Here is a 17,898-nt window from a genome sequence, read left to right on the forward strand (position 1 = left end):
ACCTCATCCGCCTCACCCGGCCGGGTTCACCAGGACACGACGACCTTGTCGCCGTTCCTCACCTGCGCGAACAGCTCGGCGATCGCCGCCTCGTCCCGTACGTTGACGCACCCGTGCGACGCACCGGCGTATCCGCGGGCCGCGAAGTCGGCCGAGTAGTGCACCGCCTGACCGCCGCTGAAGAACATCGCGTACGGCATCGACGAGTGGTAGAGCGTCGACACATGGTCGCGGGACTTCCAGAAGACGTGGAACACGCCCTCCCGGGTGGGCGTGTACTGCGAGCCGAACCGGACCGACATCGTCGACAGGGTCCGCCCGTCGATCATCCAGCGCAGGGTGCGGCTGGTCTTGTCGACGCAGATCACCCGCCCGGTCAGACACCGGGCGTCGGGCGCGTCGGCCGGCTGACCGCCCATCAGGTACAGCTCCCACTGTCCGGGTTCGTGGGTCATCCTCAGCAGCCGCTCCCAGGTGACGGCGTCCGTCTCGCCGGTCGTCGGCAGCCCCCGCTTGCCCTGGAAGCCCTTGACGGCCTGCTCGGTGAGATCGTCGTAGGTCCCCGTGGGTCCGGCGAAGAGCCAGGCGACCTGCCGTAGCCGGGCCTGGAGTTCGCGGACGTCGCGTCCGGTGTCGCCGCGGGACCACAGGACGGCGGGCGGCGGGGCGCTGGAGGTCGGGGCGGTGGGGGAGGGAGTGGTGGGGGACGGGCCGTCCGGCTTGTCGTCGGCGGTCTTGGCCGGCGTGCCGGTGGCGTCGATGTGGACGGGGGCGGGGGCGCGCGCCCCGCCGTCCGCGTCCGGGGCCTGCACGGTACAGCCGCACACCGTCGCCAGGGCCGTCAGGGCCGCCGTGCCGGCCAGGGCGGCGATCGATCTCCGCGTCAACATGCCTGAGATGTTCCCCCCGGATGACGCTTCCCGAACGACCCGGCATTGTTATGACCGGTAGCACCACCGCTCTTTTCTGTCCGTCTGTTCTGTTCCGTTCTGTTCTGTGAGTGCTCAGGGAAGGCGGCACACCCATGGCGCGTGAGTCGGAGTCCGGACTGCCCATCGAACCGGTGTACGGGCCGGACGCCCTGGCGGGCTGGGACCCGGCCGAGAAGCTCGGCGAGCCGGGCGCGTACCCCTTCACCCGGGGCGTCTACCCGTCGATGTACACGGGCCGCCCCTGGACGATGCGCCAGTACGCGGGCTTCGGCACGGCGGTGGAGTCCAACGCCCGCTACCGGCAGCTGATCGCCCACGGCACCACGGGTCTGTCGGTCGCCTTCGACCTCCCGACCCAGATGGGCCACGACTCCGACGCCCCGATCGCGCACGGCGAGGTCGGCAAGGTGGGCGTGGCGATCGACTCGGTCGACGACATGCGGGTGCTGTTCGGCGGGATCCCGCTGGACAAGGTGTCGACGTCGATGACGATCAACGCGCCCGCGGCCCTGCTCCTGCTGATGTACCAGCTGGTGGGCGAGGAGCAGGGCGTGCCGGCCGCCCGGCTGACGGGCACGATCCAGAACGACGTCCTGAAGGAGTACATCGCGCGGGGAACGTACATCTTCCCGCCCAAGCCCTCCCTCCGGCTGATCGCGGACGTCTTCAAGTACTGCCGGGCCGAGATCCCGAAGTGGAACACGATCTCGATCTCCGGCTACCACATGGCGGAGGCGGGCGCGTCCCCCGCGCAGGAGATCGCGTTCACCCTGGCGGACGGCATCGAGTACGTCCGAACGGCGGTGTCGGCCGGCATGGACGTCGACGACTTCGCCCCCCGCCTGTCCTTCTTCTTCGTGGCCCGTACGACGATCCTCGAGGAGGTCGCCAAGTTCCGCGCCGCCCGCCGGATCTGGGCGCGGGTGATGCGCGAGGAGTTCGGCGCGAGGAACCCCAAGTCGCTGATGCTGCGCTTCCACACCCAGACGGCGGGCGTCCAGCTGACGGCCCAGCAGCCCGAGGTGAACCTGGTCCGGGTCGCCGTCCAGGGCCTGGCGGCCGTCCTCGGCGGCACCCAGTCCCTCCACACCAACTCCTTCGACGAGGCGATCGCGCTGCCCACGGACAAGAGCGCCCGCCTGGCCCTGCGCACCCAGCAGGTCCTCGCCTACGAGACGGACGTGACCGCGACCGTCGACCCCTTCGCCGGCTCCTATGTCGTCGAGACGATGACCGACGACGTCGAGGCGGCCGCGCTGGAGCTGATGCGGAAGGTCGAGGACCTCGGCGGCGCGGTGTCCGCCATCGAGCACGGCTTCCAGAAGAACGAGATCGAACGCAACGCCTACCGCATCGCCCAGGAGACCGACTCCGCCGAACGGGTCGTGGTCGGCGTCAACCGCTACCGACTCGACGCGGAGGAGCCCTACGAACCCCTGCGCGTCGACCCGGCGATCGAGGCCCAGCAGGCGGAACGCCTCGCCCGCCTCCGCGCGGAACGCGACCAGGCCGCCGTGGACCTCGCCCTCGACGCCCTGAAGAAGGCGGCGGAGGGCGAGGACAACGTCCTCTACCCGATGAAGGACGCCCTGCGGGCCCGGGCGACGGTGGGCGAGGTGTGCCAGGCGCTGCGCGGAGTATGGGGGACCTACGTTCCCTCCGACGCGTTCTGATCGTCACCGTCACCGTCACCGTCACCGTCACCGTCACCGTCACCGTCGAAGGCGTTGTCGTACCCCCGTGCGACACTCGTTCTCATGCTCGGTGTCATCGATCTCCCCACCTATCTGGCAGGACTCGTCCTGATCGTCCTGCTGCCCGGTCCCAACTCCCTGTACGTGCTGTCCGTGGCCGCCCGCCGAGGGGTCCGCGCCGGTTACACCGCCGCTGCCGGGGTGTGGTGCGGGGACGCCGTGCTGATGACCCTCTCCGCCGCCGGGGTCGCGTCCCTGCTCCAGGCGAACGCCGTGCTGTTCGGGATCGTGAAGTACGCGGGAGCCGGGTATCTGACGTGGCTGGCGGTCGGGATGCTGCGGGCCGCGTGGGGGATGTGGCGGAGTCGGCAGGAGCGGGCCGTCGTCGAGGACGAGTCCGGGGCCGTCGCCGACGAGCGGCCCTACCGGCGGGCGTTCGTCATCAGCCTGTTCAACCCCAAGGCGATCCTGTTCTTCGTCGCCTTCTTCGTGCAGTTCGTCGACCCGGGGTACGCGTATCCGGCGCTGTCCTTCGTCGTGCTCGGCGCATTCGCCCAGCTGGCCAGCTTCCTCTACCTCAGCGCGCTGATATTCAGCGGGACGAAGCTGGCCACCGCCTTCCGGCGGCGCAAGCGGCTGGCGGCCGGGGCCACCTCCGCCGCCGGGGCGCTGTTCCTCGGGTTCGCGGTGAAGCTGTCGCTCGCCAGTACGTGAGGCGGCCCATGAGTACGTGAGACGGCCCCCGCGTCGCTGAGCAGTCCTCAAGCGCCCGTCCTCAAGCGCCTGTCGTCGCCCTGTATCGGTCCAGCCCCTCCGTCGTCTCGCCCGCCCACCCCACGTATCCGTCCGGGCGGATCAGGAAGACGCCCGTGCCGTACGCCCCGTGCGCGGGGAGGTGGACCGGGTCGAGGCCCGGCGCCGACGACCGTGTGCCCACCGTCAGCAGCGTCCACCCCGGTCCCCGCAGCGCGTCGAAGAGCCGTACGCCCTCCGTCGTACCGTCCGGTGCGCGGTCGCCCGCCCGGATCCTGCCGGTCGGGGACTGGCGGGTCTCCTGTGCGAGGGACGACTCCCGGTAGCCCAGGCCCAGCTGCATGGTCGCCGTGCCGCGCCTCGCCTCGTCGCGGTGGATCGCGGTGGAGAGGCCGAGGACATGGGCGGCGATGGGGCGGCGCTCCTCCTCGTAGGTGTCGAGGAGGTCCGCCGACGCCCGCCCGCCGAGCACCGCGCCCAGCTTCCAGCCCAGGTTGTAGGCGTCCTGGACGCTGGTGTTCAGGCCCTGGCCGCCGGCCGGGGAGTGGACGTGGGCCGCGTCCCCGGCGAGGAAGACCCTGCCCTCGCGGAAGCGGTCCGCCAGGGCGGCGCGGGGCCGGAAGTCGGACACCCAGCGGACCTCGGTCACGTCCTCGGGGTCGAGGTGGGTGCGGTCGGCGACGGCCTTGCGGATGCCGCCGAGGGTGAGGTCCGGCCCGGCGCCGTCCGGGAACTGGGCGACCAGCTGGAAGTCCTCCGTGCCGGCCAGCGGGCAGATGGCGAGGAAGCCGACCTCGTCGTGCGGCGGGAAGATGTGCCAGTGGTCGCGGCTCAGGCCGCTGATCCGCACGTCCGCCACCAGCACCGGGTCCGGGTCGACCGTCTCGCCGGTCATGCCGATGCCCAGCGCGCGGCGCACCGCCGAGCGGCCCCCGTCGGCGGCGACGGCGTACCGGGCGCGCACCGGCGCACCGGAGACGAAGCGCGCCGTCACGCCGTCCGCGTCCTGCTCCACGCCCACGACCTCACGGCCGAAGACCACCCCGCCGCCCAGCTCCTCCAGCCGGGCCCGCAGGATCTCCTGGTTGCGCCACTGCGGAACCATCCAGGGGGTGGCGAACCGGGAGCCCTGCCCGCCGTCCACTCCGCCGTTCTCCTCGCCGTCCGCCCCGCCGTCCTCCGCGGGGTCGAACATCATGTGCTCCCCGACCTGCTCGCCGTCCCGCCAGATCATGCCCACCGGGTACGGGCCGCCGGCGTCGAGGATCGCGTCGAGGACGCCGAGATCCTCGTACACCTCCATCGTGCGCGGTTGCAGGCCCTTGCCGCGGGAGCCGGGGGTCAGGGTCTCGCCCCGTTCCACCACCAGCGCGCGCACCCCGCGCCGGGCCAGGTCGATGCCGAGGGCGAGGCCGGTGGGGCCCGCGCCGACGATCAGGACATCCGTGTCCACGGTGTTCATAACGCTCTCCTTAACGCTGTTAAGTGCCGTCGACCACGAGAGTGGCCTTAACGGCGTTAAGCTGTCAAGTGTGAGTACCGAACGACGAGCCCCGCTCGACCGCAGACGCGTCGCCGACACCGCCCTGGCGCTCCTGAACGACACGGGTCTGGACGGGCTGACCCTGCGCGCCATCGCCAAGGAGCTCGACGTCAAGGCGCCGGCCCTGTACTGGCACTTCAAGGACAAGCAGGCGCTGCTCGACGAGATGGCGACCGAGATGTACCGGAGGATGGTCGCCGGCGCGGCCCTCGACCCCGCCGACACCTGGCAGGAGCGGCTGCGCAAGGCCAACCGCGGGCTGCGCCGGGCGCTCCTCGCCTACCGCGACGGCGCACGGGTGTACAGCGGCTCACGCTTCACCGGCACCGACCACGCCGTCCAGATGGAGGAGACCCTGCGCCTGTTCACGGCCGCCGGCTTCTCCCTCGCCCGAGCCGTTCGAGCGGCGGCGACCTCCTACGCGTACACCGTCGGGTTCGTCATCGAGGAGCAGGGCGTGCAGCCGCTGCCAGACGAGCGGCGCGAGGGCTTCGACGTGGCGGAACGCGCCCGGCTGCTCGCCGACTTCCCGCTGTCGGCGATGGCGGGCGCGGAGATCTTCGAGGACTACGACCGGCAATTCGAGGAAGGGCTGGAGATCGTGATCTCCGGAATCGGGGCGCGTTACGGAATCGGCTGAGCGAGACGGCTGTGCAATACGGCTGAGCGGTACCGCGTGCAATACGACTCGAAGAAGCCGGGAATTCACTGTTCGTTAACCGGCCCCGGCGCTTCTCTCACGCCCTCGGCGCGGCCAGTGCTTTTCGCAGCCTCGGTGTCAGCCGTTCCTCCACCAGCCGGTTCAGCAGCCACGCCAGGACCAGCATCGACGCGATGGTCAGCAGGAACGTCCCGTACGACGGCACGCCCAGGCGTCGGTGCAGGGTCTCGACGACGACCCAGCCGAGGTGCTCGTGCACCAGGTAGAACGGGTAGGTCAGCGCGCCCGCGACCGTCAGCCAGCGCCAGTTCACCCGGTCCAGCCAGCCGAGCGCGATCGCGGCGACGGCGACGAACCCGAAGGCGACGACGGCGATGATGCCGTAGGACGTGCGGTGGGCGAAGGCGTGCGGGTCCGAGACGTTCCACAGGGCGCGCACCGCGTAGTGCTGCCCGATCAGGAAGCTCACGCCGACGATCCCCCACGCGTAGGGGTCCCGCCGGTCGCGGTGGACGAGGTACAGGCCGACGCCGCCGACGAAGAACGGCGCGTACTCCGGCATCAGCACGATGTCGAGCAGCGGCTGGTGCGCGCCCTGCGCGATCGCCGCCGCCAGGATCCAGCCCATGCAGAACATGATCACCCGGCGTCGGTTCGCGCCCGGCAGGACCACGCACAGCGCGAACAGCGCGTAGAAGCGGACCTCCGCCCACAGCGTCCAGTCCACGCCCAGCACCCGGTCGACGCCCAGCGGCTGCTGAAGCAGGGTCAGGTTCACCAGGACGTCGCTCGGCGCGACCGCGTCGTAGACGACGACCGGCAGCGCGAACACCAGGCTCACCAGCAGGACCGCCACCCAGTACGCGGGCATCAGACGGGCGACGCGCGAGGCGAAGAAGGAGCGCAGGGAACGGCCCCAGCCGCTCATGCAGATGACGAAGCCGCTGATCACGAAGAAGACCTGGACGCCCAGACAGCCGTAGGCGAACGGCGTGTGCAGGGTCGGGAACACCTTCGACGCCGAGGTCCCCCAGGCGTGCGTGATGTCGCCGCCGCGGCCGCCGTAGTGGTAGCAGGCGACCATCAGGGCCGCGATCAGCCGCAGCCCGTCCAGCGCGCGCAGCCGGCCGCCGGACCGTGCCGCCTTCAGGGGAGCGACCGGCGGGTTCTCCTGCCGCTTCCCCTGTGCCGTGTTCACGACCGTCTGTGTCACGCCGGTGTCCCTCGTATAAGTGGGTCTGGAGCCGTCTATGTGGACCCTATGACGTCACCCGCAAAACTTCTGTTCGACGGCGGCAGCATTCGCTCTGTAGTTCCGAGGGGTTCACCTGAGCGTCGTTTTCCTTTCTTACATTCTCCCAACCTTCAATCGAAACTCACTAGTTCTGTGTCATTTCCATACGCCAGGAGAACCATGACGAGGGTCCGCAGCAGAGGGTCAGACACCAGGCCGGTCAGGCCCTCGGCGGTGCCGTCCCCGGTCACGCCGGCCGACTGCCTGCGCGCGTGCTCGGTGCACAGCGGCAAGCTGGTCGGCAGCCTCGACCCCCGCCGCCTCGCGCTCGCCGAGGCGCTGCGCCAGCTGCTCGCCGTGTGGGCGACCCAGGAGACGGCCGCGCCGGCGGTCACGGCCACCAGCCTCCTGAGGCGCACCAAGGCGGCGGCGTCCGGCGGCGGCATCAGCAACGAGGTGCTCGACGCGCTCCTCGGCGTCGGCAACAAGGCGGTCGTCTGCGGCTACGACGACGAGCTGAACCTGACCCTGCTCATCACCGACGCCATCCTGGGCCAGCGCCGCAACTCCCGCGCCGGCTGGCGGCTGCGCGGCCGGCTGCTGGAGGCCATGGGCCTGCCCGTCGCCGCCGCCGAGGCCTACGAGCGCTACCTCGACCTCACCAAGGACGACGGCTTCGGCGTCCGCGCCCGCGTCGACGGCATCCACGCCTCCACCCAGGCCCGCACCGAGCTGCTCGCCCTCCTCCAGCGCACGGTCCCGGAGTCCACCCGCTTCGCGGACGCCGCCGCCACCGACGTCTGGGCCGAGGGCCTCGCCGCGCACGCCGTCGGCGACCAGAGCGGCGCGCAGGCCCGCCTGGTCGGCGCGCTCCTGGCGATGGACCGTCAGGGCGTGCCCGAGCAGGAGATCCAGGAGGCGCTCGCGCACTACCTCGACCTGGCGACCGCCCTGCCCGGCCGCCCGGCCCCGGAGCTCACCCAGGCGCTCGCCCTGTACGCCGACACCCGGCGCAACCGGATGCGCGGCCCGGTCCCCGACCCCCTGTTCGGGGGCGTGCAGTGGCTCAGCCTCGGCGAGTTCCGCAACCGGATCGCCGGCAGGTCCATCTGCCTGGTCGCCAACTCCGGCAAGGTCGGCGAGAGCGGCCTGGGCACGGACATCGACGGCTACGACCTGGTCGTGCGCTTCAACTCGTACCGCATCGACGCGGCGCACACCGGCAAGAAGACCGACATCCACGTCAGCATCCACAAGCACGCCTACAACTGGGAGCAGCCGGTCGACATCCGGCTCGTCTTCGGCGGCAGCTCGCCCGACTGGAAGCACTCGGTGCGCAACAAGCTCGTCCCCGGCGCGCAGACGTACGTCAACGACGAGTCCCTGCGCTGGCCCGTGCGCAACATCGGCGGCTGGACGCAGGAGCAGTTCGCGGCCATCCCCACCTCCGGCTTCAACATGCTGTGGCTGCTCGACTTCCTCGACGTCAGCCCCACCCTCGACCTGATCGGCTTCGACTTCTACGAGAGCGGGGCCTACCGCCTCCCCGAGGCGATGAAGCTGGCCATCACCAACGTGCACGAATACGGCAGCGAGAAGGCGTGGGTCATGGAACGGGCCCAGAGCGTCTCCGGCATGAGGATTTCCCTGCGATGACGACCACCAGCCCCGCCACCACCTCCGCGATGTCCGCCACCGAGATATCCGGTGCCGCCGCCTCCGCCACGGGCGCGCCGGCCACCGACGCCGCCGCTCTGACCGGCAAGCGCCGCATCGCCTTCGCGAGCTTCGTCGACGAGAACTACCTCCCCGGCTTCCTCGTCCTGCTGCGCTCCCTCGCCCTGTCCAACCCGGACGTCTGCGAGGACTTCCTCGTCTTCCACGACGACCTGCGCCCGGCCTCCGTCGCCGCCGTCCGCGCCCTGCACCCGCGCGTGCGGTTCCGCCGCGTCGACGCCGACCACTACGACTCCTACGTCAAGGGCGACCAGGACAACTACCTGGTCCGCAAGGCGTACTTCATCCTCGACGTCTTCCGCGTCCGCGACTACGACACCGTGATCACCCTGGACACCGACATGGTGGTCCTCGGCCCGATCACCGAGCTGCTGACCCTGCGCCACGGCCTGGCCGCCGTCCCGCAGTTCTTCTACGGCGACAAGACCCGCATGCTCAACAGCGGACTCCTCGTCATCCAGAAGGAGTACCTCACCGACGCGTTCTGCGCACAGCTCGACGCCATCGGCCGCAGCGGGAAGTACGAGCTCGACAAGCACGACCAGGGCATCCTCAACGCCCTCCTCGACGGCGACTTCGTCGACCTCGACCCCCGGTACAACTACGTCAAGCGCCGCCTCTCCGGCGACCTCCCGGTCCCCGAGGAGACGGCCGTCCTGCACTTCACCGGCCGCCACAAGCCCTGGCAGGGCGGCGAGGCCGGCTACGGCCAGGCACAGGAGCGCTGGACCGAGTTCGACGTCCCCGACGCCGAACTGCACGCCGCCTACCTGGAGGCCGGCGACACCCTCCACCACGACCTCCTCGTCCACTACGGCACCCCGCACGTCGAGCGCACCGGCGACGTCGACACCGCCCGCAAGGTCGCCCTCGCCCACATCGGCGCCGGCGACTACCAGTCGGCCGTCGACATCCTGGAGCGCGTGCACCTGCCCGTCGACGAGGCCTGGCCGCACGAGGTGTACGGGAACGCCCTGATGAGCGTCTCCCGCTACGACGAGGCCCGCGCCCAGCTGCAACTGGCCACCGCCGCCCCCAACCGGGCCGCGACCGCCTACGCCCGCCTCGCCCAGATCGAGTGGGTGCACGGCGACGACACACAGGCGCAGAAGCACGCGACGGCCGGCCTCACCGTCGACCCGACCCACCGCGCCAGCCGCATCTGGCACCAGCGCACCACCGGCGTCCCCGCCCAGCCGGCCGGCCGCCCCGAGGACCAGCTCGCGCACGTCGCCTTCTACATGGACCGCCAGGGCAACGCCGGCGACAAACTGCTCCCGGAGAGCGTCCGGCTCGCCTTCGGCCCCGACACCACCGGCCGCCGCTGGCACTCCGTGCACGCCCACCGGCTCTTCGACGAGGCCGCCCTGGAACGCGTCAACGCCCGCAAGGGCCTGGTCATCGGCGGCGGCGGCCTGTTCATCCCGGACACCATGCCCAACGGCAACAGCGCCTGGCAGTGGAACGTCCCGGACGACCTCCTGAACCGCATCGACGTGCCCATCGCGGTCTACGCCGTCGGCTTCAACGCCTTCGACGGCCAGTCCTACCGCGCCGAGCGCTTCCGGTCCTCGCTGCGCCAACTCGTCGAGCGGTCCTCCTTCTTCGGGCTGCGCAACCACGGCTCGATCGAGAAGGTGCGGGCGATGCTCCCGTCCCGTCTGCACGACCGGGTCCGCTTCCAGCCCTGCCCCACCACCGTCACCCGCCAGCTGGTCGACGGCTGGCAGGACCCGGCCCGACGCGACGACACCATCCTCCTCAACGCCGCCTACGACCGCGCGGGCCTGCGCTTCGGGCACGACTACGGCCACTTCCTCGCCCAGACGGCCAAGGCCGTGCGCGAGCTGGGCGAGCTGGCCGAGGTGAAGTGCGTCGCGCACTCCCTCGACGACGAGAAGCTCGCCTTCGACCTGCGCCGCGAGCACGGCGTCTCACTGCCCGTCATCCCGATGTACGACTTCGACAACGACGAGATCCGCGCCCTGTACGCCCGCACCAAGCTCGTCATCGGCATGCGCGGCCACGCCGGGATGATCCCCTTCGGCTGCGGCACGCCCATCATCAGCCTCATCTCGCACCCCAAGATGGCGTACTTCCTGCGCGACATCGACCGGCCCGAATGGGGCGTCTCGGTGCACGACCGCGACCTCGCCGCCGTCCTCGTGGAGCGCTCCCGCGACCTGCTCGCCGACCACGACCGGACCGTCGCCGACGTCCACGGCCGGCAGCAGGAGCTGTGGAAGACCACCGAGGCGAACGCCGCAGACCTGCGCGCCGTCCTGGGCGGCTGAGCCATGGCGACGACCGCCGCCGAGGCCGACGCGCCCGCCACCGCGAGAGACAACCGCGCCCGCCGGTCACCCCTGTGGTGGCCGGTGGTCGCGGCCCCGGCCGCGGCGGCCGTCGTGTACACGGTCCTCACCCGCCGGCTGACGGGCGACCTCCAGTACGTGCTCGCCGCCCTGCGCGTGGGCGGCGAGGCCGGCTACTCCCCGTCCGAGGTCTTCACCCACCGGCCGTTCTTCTACCGGTGGTTCGTGGCCCTGCTCGACCTGCCCACCTCCGGCGGCGTGGTCGTACGGGAGACGATCATCGAAGCCGAGGGCGCGGTCATCGTGGCCGCGGCCGCCCTCGCCCTGTACACGGCGCTCCGGCGCCGGACCACCCCCCGCGAGGCGGCTCTCACGGCGGGCGCCACCGGGCTCGTCCTCGTCCTCGCGCCGCGCACCGACTTCCTGCAGCCGGAGTGGACGGCGGCGGTGCTGACGGTCTTCGGCATCGCCGCCGCCCTCGGCGTCCGCCGCCCCTGGCCGGCCGCCCTCCTCGCCGCACTCCCGCTCGGGCTCGCGGTGATGATGAAGTACTCCACCGCCTCCACGGCCGCCTTCGGCATCCTTCTCCTGTGGGCCGTCGACCGCGGCCGCGCCGTACGCGTCGCCCTGGTCGCCGTCGTGGGCGCGATCACGCTCTTCGGGCTGAGCGTCCTCGCCGGCTCCCACGAGCTGCAGTGGACCGAGGACATGCCGCAGATCAACCAGTCGGCCCTCAGCCGCACCGGCGTCCACCCGGGCTTCATCCTCCACCGCTCCTTCGAGTTCCTCGCCGACCGGGCCGTCCTCACCCCGGTGCTCCTCCTCCTGCCCGGCGCGCTCCTGCTGCTCCTCACCCGCGTCCAGGGCCGCGCCCGCCGCCTCGAACTCCTCACGATCGCCGTCCTCATCGGCCTCGGCTCGCTGGCCGTGGTGGTCGTCCAGGGCAACTGGTTCCTCTACCACGCCGTCCAACTGACGGTCGTGGCCGCCGCGATGTGGGGCCTCGCGGTGGCCGGCTCACCGACACCCCCGTGGTGCTTCGGCGCCGTGTCACTGCTGTACGGCGCACTGCCCGCGCTCTACACCCACGCGTCCAAGGGGCTCCAGAGGCCGGCGGCGGTGTGGGCGCTCGGGCTCCTCGCCCTGCTCGCCGCGGTGGCCGACACCCGGCTGCGAGGCCGGCCCGGACGATCGGCGGCCCTGGTCGCGCTCTGCGGGGTCGTCCTGCTGGCCGGCCCCGTCTGGCCCGACTCCCCGCACCTGGTGCAGTACGGCAAGGTCTCCTCGACCAGCGCGTCCTTCCTGCGCAACACAGAGCGCAAGCAGGCCGACGCCGACCGGCTGCGCGCCCGGATCCCGGCGGGCGCCCGCGTCCTGTACCTGGCCTTCGGCGACACGACGTACTACGTCGACCACCCCGCCCAGTGCCGCTATCCCATCGCCACCTTCCTCCAGCGCTCCCGCTTCCTCCCGGACGTCGCCGACCTGAAGTCCTTCAAGGAGAACGCGGACTGCGTCGACCACGACCCGGCGCCCTACGCGATCCTGGACCGCGCCTGGTTCCGCCTCGCCTACGTCGACGCCGGCCTGCGGCGGCGCGTGCAGGCGACGTACGACTGCCCGCCGCTGGACCCGAAGACACCGCTGGTGGTGTGCAGGCGCAGGTAGCCTGCCCGGACATGAGGGACATGAGGGAGGGGCCCCGGTCACCCAGGGCCCCTCCCTCATGTCCCTCATGCCGTGGGTGCGGGTCAGCGCAGCCCCAGCGACCCCGTCACCTTGCGGGCCATCTCCACCGAGTAGCTCTGGCCGCGGTCCTGCGGGTAGATCTGGGCCATCGTCGCCAGCGTGACCCGGCTCATCGGGGTCTCGTGGCCGGGGATCAGCGCCCGGTACTGCGGCGTCACGACCGGCTGGGCGAACCCGGCCTTCGAGAAGTGCCAGTCCTTGATCCAGGACGTGTCGAAGGCGGGGTTGATCCGCCGCAGATACGGCACGAACGCGTTCAGCAGCTCACCGGGCTCGCCGGTGAACCGCCAGTCCTCCCGCTCGACGTAGTTGCCGACGTAGAGGACGTGCCGCCCGCCGTACACGGCCGGGTCGATCATCCGCGTGTGCTCGACGACCGCCAGGAACGGGAAGTCGGGCTCGTTGATGTTGAGCCAGTAGTACGGGATCACGCTGCGGTCCAGTTCGAGGACGAAGCAGGTCGCGCCCAGGTACTGGTTCTTCCACACCGCGTCCTCGGCCGGCAGCCCGGCCGCCTTGGCGAAGGCCGGCTGCGGGGTGGTGACGATCAGTCGGTCGAAGCGGTACGTCGAGCCGTCCGCGCAGGTGACGACGGGCGTGTCGCCGTCCTGCCGGATGGTCTGCACCGCCTTGCCGAACTCCACCTTCCCGCCGCGCTCCTCGATCCCGTCCCGCAGCGCCGCGTAGACCCGCTCGAACCCGCCGTCCACATAGCCGAGTTCGAACGTCCGGCAGTGGATACGGGCCCACAGCCACGCCATCGACACCTGCTCGGCCCGGTCGCCGAACTTGCCCTTCAGCAGCGGCTCCCAGATCGCCGCCGTGGCCCTGCGCCCCGCCCACTTCCGCAGCCAGGCGAGCGCGGTGAGATCGTTGAACCGCTCCCCGCCCCGCACCGCCTTCAGCACCGCCGCCGAACCGGAGAACCGCACGGCGTCCACCGGGGAGAACTCCGGGAAGCGCAGCATGTCGAACGGGGTGGTGAAGTCGATCAGCTTCCCGCCCCGGAAGATGCCGGTCGTCGGCTTGTGGAAGCGCAGCGCGTCCCCGAGCCCCAACTCCTCGATCAGCCCGATCATGGCCTTGTCGCTGCGGAAGATGTGGTGGTAGTAGCGCTCCAACGGGACCCCGCCCACCTCCAACGAGGCGGCCAGCCCCCCGAGTTCGGCGGCCGCCTCCAGGATGGTCACCTGATGGCCGGCGCGCACGGCGTCCCAGGCGGCGGTGAGGCCGGTGGCGCCCGCGCCGATGATGCCGAGGTTCATGCGAAGCTCCACTTTCTGTTGAGCACGAACTGCAGCGCCAGGACCAGGGGCAGCGAGGCCGCCTTGACGAGGTTGGCGTCGATCCCCAGGCCGTCGGTGAAGGCGAGGAAGAGCAGGTTCGTCAGGGCGATGCCGGTCAGGCCGACGGCGTAGAAGCGCAGGAAGCGGACGACGATCCGGTCCCGGCGCTCGAAGGTGAACCGTGCGTTGAGGACGAAGTTGTTGGTGATGGCGAGCGTCGTGCTGATCACGTTGGCGAGCTGCTCGTCCATCCCCGCCACGTTGTGCAGCAGCAGGAAGACGGCGAGGTCGAGAGCGACGCCGCTGCCCCCGATGAGGGTGTAGCGGACCAGTTGGCGCACGGTCTGGGAGTCCGAGGACCCGGGCGTCGCCTGGATCCCGGCCGTGGTCTCAGTCATCGGCCTTCGAACCGCCGATCACCTCGCGCACCAGGTACAGCGGACGCCCCTGCGTCTCGCTGTAGATGCGCCCCACGTACGTGCCGATCACACCGACGGAGAGCATCTGGACGCCGCCGAGGAACAGCACGACGACCATGAGCATCGTCCAGCCGGAGACCGTGATGTCGGGCCGGAAGAACTTCATCGCCAGCGCGTAGACGATGCCGATCAGGGAGAGCGCCAGGACGAGGAAACCGAGCCGGGTGATCATCTTCAGCGGCACGGTGGAGAAGCTGGTGACGCCGTCGATGGCGAGCTTGGCCATCTTGCGCAGCGGGTACTTCGTCTCGCCCGCGAACCGCTCGTCCCGGTCGAACGCCACCGTCGCCTGCCGGTAGCCCATCGAGGCGACGATCCCGCGCACGAACCGGCTGCGCTCGCGGTACTTGCGCAGCTCGTCGGCGACCCGCCGGTCCAGGAGCCGGAAGTCCCCGGTGTCCAGCGGGATGTCCACCTCGGTGGTGGAGCGCAGGACGCGGTAGTAGAGGTGCGCGGTGGTCCGCTTGAACAGCGTGTCCTGGCGGCTGCGCCGCCGCGCGTGCACGATCTCCGCGCCCTCGCGCCAGGCGTCCACCAGCTCCAGGCTGACCCGCGGCGGGTCCTGGAGGTCGGTGTCCATGACGATCACCGCGTCGCCCCTGGCGACGTCCAGACCGGCCGTGATGGCGATCTGGTGCCCGAAGTTGCGGGCGAAGTCGACCACCCGGACCCGGTCGTCCCGCTCCGCGAAACCCCGCAGGGTCGCGAGCGAGCCGTCGGCGGAGCCGTCGTTGACGTAGACCAGCTCGAAGTCGAGGTCCGGGCGGCCTTCGAAGGCGGCGGTCAGCTCGGTGTGGAAGGCGGTGATGCCGTCCTGCTCGTTGTAGACCGGCAGGACATAGGAGATCAGCGGCCGCCGGTCCGGCGCGGGTTCCACTGCGGCCAGGGTCAACGAGGCGGCAGCGGGCGGGCGTATGTCCTGCTGGGTCATCTCGGCCCGCCCGCGATCCTGAACGGGACTGTGGAGAACGCTATTTGCAGCATTCGGGGAAGCTATGGAGCCACGGTTAACCCCAGGCCAACTCCTCGCATCCGGAAGAGGGCGGCCCCATTGCTCTTCATCTTTTCTGGTTTATTGCTTCATTTCGCGATGGTCATCGCCGGTTCAACGCTTGATCGATTTCCGCAATGACTTCGCTCGCCGTACCACCCGGCGGGCCGTGGAGTTTCGCGGCAGGAATGCCAGCCGCTCCGGGATGCCGCCGGGCAGACCCAGCGAGGTGAGGCGCTTGCGCTTGAAAAAGCGCTGGGTGCGCGGGCCGAGACGCGTGCGCAGATAGTTCTCCGCCGTCGGGCGCAGACCCGGGTGGATCTGCGGCTGCATGACGAAGCCGACCGCGCCGACCAGCCCGGCCACCGTGTCGGCGGGCACGGTCTCCTCCCGTTCCTCCAGGTCCGGCAGCAGCGCGTCGGCCAGGACCACCGGCACCCGGTTGCTGTTCTGGAACGGCGTCAGGCGGTCCAGCAGCGGCTCGGTGCCCAGCCGGGCCACCGGCAGCTCGTAGAACGCGGACGCGGTGAACAGGGCGGTGGAGAAGCAGCCCACGACCAGCGCGGGCCGCGCCCTGTCGAACAGCACCTCGGCGAGGACCGGTGTGTCGAGCACCGTCAGCGCCACGCCCAGCTTCTCCGCCTCGGCCTCCAGGAGGCGGCTGTAGCGGGCCGGGGCGGTCGGATGCGGCTTGAACACGACCGAGCGGTGCCCGCGGGCCACCGCCCCCCGCATCATCCGCACATGCAGGTCCTCCTCCTCCTTGACGGAGAGGATGTCCAGCGCGGACAGGTACTGGCCCAGCAGCAGCGCGGAGTCGTCCGGCAGCTCGGGAAGGGCCGGCACGGCCTCGGCGACCTGGCCGAGCACCTTCAGGAACGCGCTCGTCGGCACCGTCTGCGCGGGCACCCCGAACTCGGTCAGCAGCAGGGGCGTGAGGCCTGCCACCAGGTCGAGGTGGAGCAGTCGGCGCACCCGGGTGCCGATCAGCGGATCGAGCTTGTTGCGGGTGGGCCCGTAGCTCATCAGCCCGTCGGCGTAGACCTCGACGGGCGCTCCGGGGAACACCTGGGCGATGGCCTGGGCGGGGTTGACCTGGATCGACTCCAGGACGATCTCCACCTGGTCCTCGCCCAGCTCCCACAGCAGCCGCAGATACCGCTCGAACAGCGGGACGTCGTCGGGGCGCGGCGACCACGCCCCCGGGTGGAACGGGCTGATCGCGTCGTTCCAGGACAGCACCTGGTCGAAGCGGCCGCGCAGCGGCTCGAAGCCCGGCATCTCGTCGACGGCCGGGGTGGTCTCCGGGGTCGTGGCGTTGTTGCACACCAGCAGCAGCCGGCGGTCCGCCGCCGGGAAGCAGTCGGAGTCGAGCGCGGCGGCGAGCGTGGCGACGCCGTACAGCGTGGACGCGCAGAAGATCTGGGTACGGGACTGGGTACCGGACTGGGCGGGGGGCTGGGCGTGGGGCTGGGTGGGGGACATCAGGCGGCCGCCTTCGCGGTGGTGATCCTGCGCCGCAGTCGCCGCAGCTTGGAGGAGCGGCGCAGGTCCATGCGGTCGAGGACGTCGGTGAGCAGTTCCTGCGGCATGCGCTGTATGGCCGCAGAGCTCATCGCCCGCAGCTGCTTGGCGACGGCCGGCTCGAACTTGTCGATCTCCGCGAGATGGTGGGCGATGATCGCGCAGTACGTGCGCACCGCCTTCGGCAGCAGCCGGTCGGCCTCGCGGTCGGCCGCGGTCTCCTCGACGACCTGGTCGAAGGCGCGGATGAAGTCGAGCTGGCGGGCGTCGCCGATCTGGGTGAGGGAGGAGGCGACCCCGCGGCGGTAGAAGACGCCGTGCAGGTTCACCACGGCGAACGACTCCGCCTCCCGGTGCAGCTTCCAGATCCAGGGCCGGTCCTCGGCGGTGCGCAGCCCGTCGGTGAAGTGCAGCAGGCCCCGGTCCACCAGCCGGCGGTGGTAGACGCCGGCCCAGGCGTAGGCGTAGTCGACGGACGTCGAGCGGTCGGTGGGCAGGATCGCCTCGCGGGGGTTCAGCACCTCCCCGCGCCGCCCGAGCGGATGCCGGACGATCGTCCGGGCGCGGCCGGTGGCCTGGACGTGGTCGGTGCGGACGAAGTCGCAGCCCAGGGACTCGATCGAGGCGAGGAGTTCGCCGAGGTAGCCCCGGGCGACCCAGTCGTCGCCGTCCAGGAACGTCAGGTACTCGCCCCGCGCCGCGTCGAGACCGGTGTTGCGGGCGGTGGCGAGTCCGCCGTTCTCCTCATGACGGACGAAGCGCACCTGGGCGACCTGCGAAAGGTCCTCGACCGCCCGTTCGAGAATGGCCGGGGTCTCATCCTTCGATTTGTCGTCCACCAGCACGAACTCGAAGTCCGGGCGGGCGTTCAGCCGCAGACTTCCGAGCATGTCCGGGGCGTATTGCTGGACGTTGTAGAACGGCACGATCACAGAAAGCTTTGGCACCTGCGAAACCCTAGGAGCGCCCCCGGCAGCGAAACTTTCCGGTGCGGATACAG

14 protein-coding genes are annotated in these 17,898 nt (G+C 70.8%); 6 read left to right on the forward strand and 8 right to left on the reverse strand.

The features are described 5' to 3' along the window. Positions 1 to 26: 26 nt before the first annotated feature. On the reverse strand, positions 27 to 890 hold the full coding sequence (locus OG562_RS26995; RefSeq protein WP_266402187.1) for a L,D-transpeptidase family protein: 864 nt from the start codon (positions 888 to 890) through the stop codon (positions 27 to 29). 134 nt (positions 891 to 1,024) lie between these two features. On the opposite strand from OG562_RS26995, the gene OG562_RS27000 reads away from it, so the two are divergent. Further along, on the forward strand, positions 1,025 to 2,605 hold the full coding sequence (locus OG562_RS27000) for a methylmalonyl-CoA mutase (protein ID WP_266402188.1): 1,581 nt from the start codon (positions 1,025 to 1,027) through the stop codon (positions 2,603 to 2,605). Between the two features lie 84 nt (positions 2,606 to 2,689). Continuing rightward, complete coding sequence (leuE, locus tag OG562_RS27005) at positions 2,690 to 3,340, forward strand: leucine efflux protein LeuE (protein ID WP_266402191.1); 651 nt, start codon at positions 2,690 to 2,692, stop codon at positions 3,338 to 3,340. 61 nt (positions 3,341 to 3,401) lie between these two features. On the opposite strand, the gene OG562_RS27010 is transcribed toward leuE, so the two are convergent. After that, positions 3,402 to 4,832 carry an FAD-dependent monooxygenase gene (locus OG562_RS27010; protein WP_266409549.1) on the reverse strand — a complete coding sequence of 477 codons (1,431 nt, stop codon included), beginning with the start codon at positions 4,830 to 4,832 and terminating at the stop codon, positions 3,402 to 3,404. A 79-nt stretch (positions 4,833 to 4,911) separates the two neighbouring features. Between OG562_RS27010 and OG562_RS27015 the strand changes: the two genes are divergently transcribed. Further along, on the forward strand, positions 4,912 to 5,562 hold the full coding sequence (locus OG562_RS27015) for a TetR/AcrR family transcriptional regulator C-terminal domain-containing protein (protein WP_266402192.1): 651 nt from the start codon (positions 4,912 to 4,914) through the stop codon (positions 5,560 to 5,562). Positions 5,563 to 5,659: 97 nt separating this feature from the next. Here OG562_RS27015 and OG562_RS27020 read toward each other — a convergent pair whose 3' ends face one another. Then, positions 5,660 to 6,733: an acyltransferase gene (locus OG562_RS27020; protein ID WP_266409551.1), complete on the reverse strand. Its 1,074-nt coding sequence runs from the start codon at positions 6,731 to 6,733 to the stop codon at positions 5,660 to 5,662. Between the two features lie 318 nt (positions 6,734 to 7,051). Here OG562_RS27020 and OG562_RS27025 point away from each other — a divergent pair, with 318 nt between their 5' ends. Genes OG562_RS27025 through OG562_RS27035 form a run of 3 tightly spaced genes read left to right on the forward strand, consistent with a single transcriptional unit; the run spans position 7,052 to position 12,537 of the window. Then, positions 7,052 to 8,473: a glycosyltransferase family 29 protein gene (locus OG562_RS27025; protein WP_266402195.1), complete on the forward strand. Its 1,422-nt coding sequence runs from the start codon at positions 7,052 to 7,054 to the stop codon at positions 8,471 to 8,473. 29 nt (positions 8,474 to 8,502) lie between these two features. Beyond that, on the forward strand, positions 8,503 to 10,848 hold the full coding sequence (locus OG562_RS27030; protein ID WP_266409553.1) for a glycosyltransferase: 2,346 nt from the start codon (positions 8,503 to 8,505) through the stop codon (positions 10,846 to 10,848). A 3-nt stretch (positions 10,849 to 10,851) separates the two neighbouring features. Further along, positions 10,852 to 12,537, forward strand: coding sequence for a hypothetical protein (locus OG562_RS27035; RefSeq protein ID WP_266402198.1), 1,686 nt, complete (start codon positions 10,852 to 10,854; stop codon positions 12,535 to 12,537). Between the two features lie 83 nt (positions 12,538 to 12,620). Here the strand turns inward: OG562_RS27035 and OG562_RS27040 are convergent, their stop codons facing one another. The 5 genes from OG562_RS27040 to OG562_RS27060 all read right to left on the reverse strand — a co-directional run bounded on the left by OG562_RS27040 (position 12,621) and on the right by OG562_RS27060 (position 17,845). Next, on the reverse strand, positions 12,621 to 13,883 hold the full coding sequence (locus OG562_RS27040) for an NAD(P)/FAD-dependent oxidoreductase (protein ID WP_266402200.1): 1,263 nt from the start codon (positions 13,881 to 13,883) through the stop codon (positions 12,621 to 12,623). Continuing rightward, positions 13,880 to 14,302, reverse strand: coding sequence for a GtrA family protein (locus OG562_RS27045; protein WP_266402203.1), 423 nt, complete (start codon positions 14,300 to 14,302; stop codon positions 13,880 to 13,882). Before OG562_RS27045 ends, OG562_RS27040 begins: the two co-directional genes overlap by 4 nt. Continuing rightward, positions 14,295 to 15,314, reverse strand: a complete 1,020-nt coding sequence (locus OG562_RS27050) for a glycosyltransferase family 2 protein (protein ID WP_266402205.1) — start codon at positions 15,312 to 15,314, stop codon at positions 14,295 to 14,297. Before OG562_RS27050 ends, OG562_RS27045 begins: the two co-directional genes overlap by 8 nt. Before the next feature lie 174 nt (positions 15,315 to 15,488). Continuing rightward, complete coding sequence (locus OG562_RS27055) at positions 15,489 to 16,859, reverse strand: alpha-2,8-polysialyltransferase family protein (protein WP_266402208.1); 1,371 nt, start codon at positions 16,857 to 16,859, stop codon at positions 15,489 to 15,491. Then, positions 16,859 to 17,845, reverse strand: coding sequence for a glycosyltransferase family 2 protein (locus OG562_RS27060; protein WP_266402210.1), 987 nt, complete (start codon positions 17,843 to 17,845; stop codon positions 16,859 to 16,861). Before OG562_RS27060 ends, OG562_RS27055 begins: the two co-directional genes overlap by 1 nt. Positions 17,846 to 17,898 lie beyond the last annotated feature (53 nt).

It is taken from the genome of Streptomyces sp. NBC_01275 (assembly GCF_026340655.1).
In the GTDB taxonomy this organism is placed as follows: Bacteria; Actinomycetota; Actinomycetes; order Streptomycetales; family Streptomycetaceae; genus Streptomyces.

What these genes read in the sequence shown, in the direction of transcription:
- OG562_RS26995 (WP_266402187.1), bottom strand. Translation starts at nt 890, where the DNA reads ATGTTGACGCGGAGATCGATCGCCGCCCTGGCCGGCACGGCGGCCCTG.
- OG562_RS27000 (WP_266402188.1), top strand. Translation starts at nt 1,025, where the DNA reads ATGGCGCGTGAGTCGGAGTCCGGACTGCCCATCGAACCGGTGTACGGG.
- leuE (WP_266402191.1), top strand. Translation starts at nt 2,690, where the DNA reads ATGCTCGGTGTCATCGATCTCCCCACCTATCTGGCAGGACTCGTCCTG.
- OG562_RS27030 (WP_266409553.1), top strand. Translation starts at nt 8,503, where the DNA reads ATGTCCGCCACCGAGATATCCGGTGCCGCCGCCTCCGCCACGGGCGCG.
- OG562_RS27035 (WP_266402198.1), top strand. Translation starts at nt 10,852, where the DNA reads ATGGCGACGACCGCCGCCGAGGCCGACGCGCCCGCCACCGCGAGAGAC.
- OG562_RS27040 (WP_266402200.1), bottom strand. Translation starts at nt 13,883, where the DNA reads ATGAACCTCGGCATCATCGGCGCGGGCGCCACCGGCCTCACCGCCGCC.
- OG562_RS27045 (WP_266402203.1), bottom strand. Translation starts at nt 14,302, where the DNA reads ATGACTGAGACCACGGCCGGGATCCAGGCGACGCCCGGGTCCTCGGAC.
- OG562_RS27050 (WP_266402205.1), bottom strand. Translation starts at nt 15,314, where the DNA reads ATGACCCAGCAGGACATACGCCCGCCCGCTGCCGCCTCGTTGACCCTG.
- OG562_RS27055 (WP_266402208.1), bottom strand. Translation starts at nt 16,859, where the DNA reads ATGTCCCCCACCCAGCCCCACGCCCAGCCCCCCGCCCAGTCCGGTACC.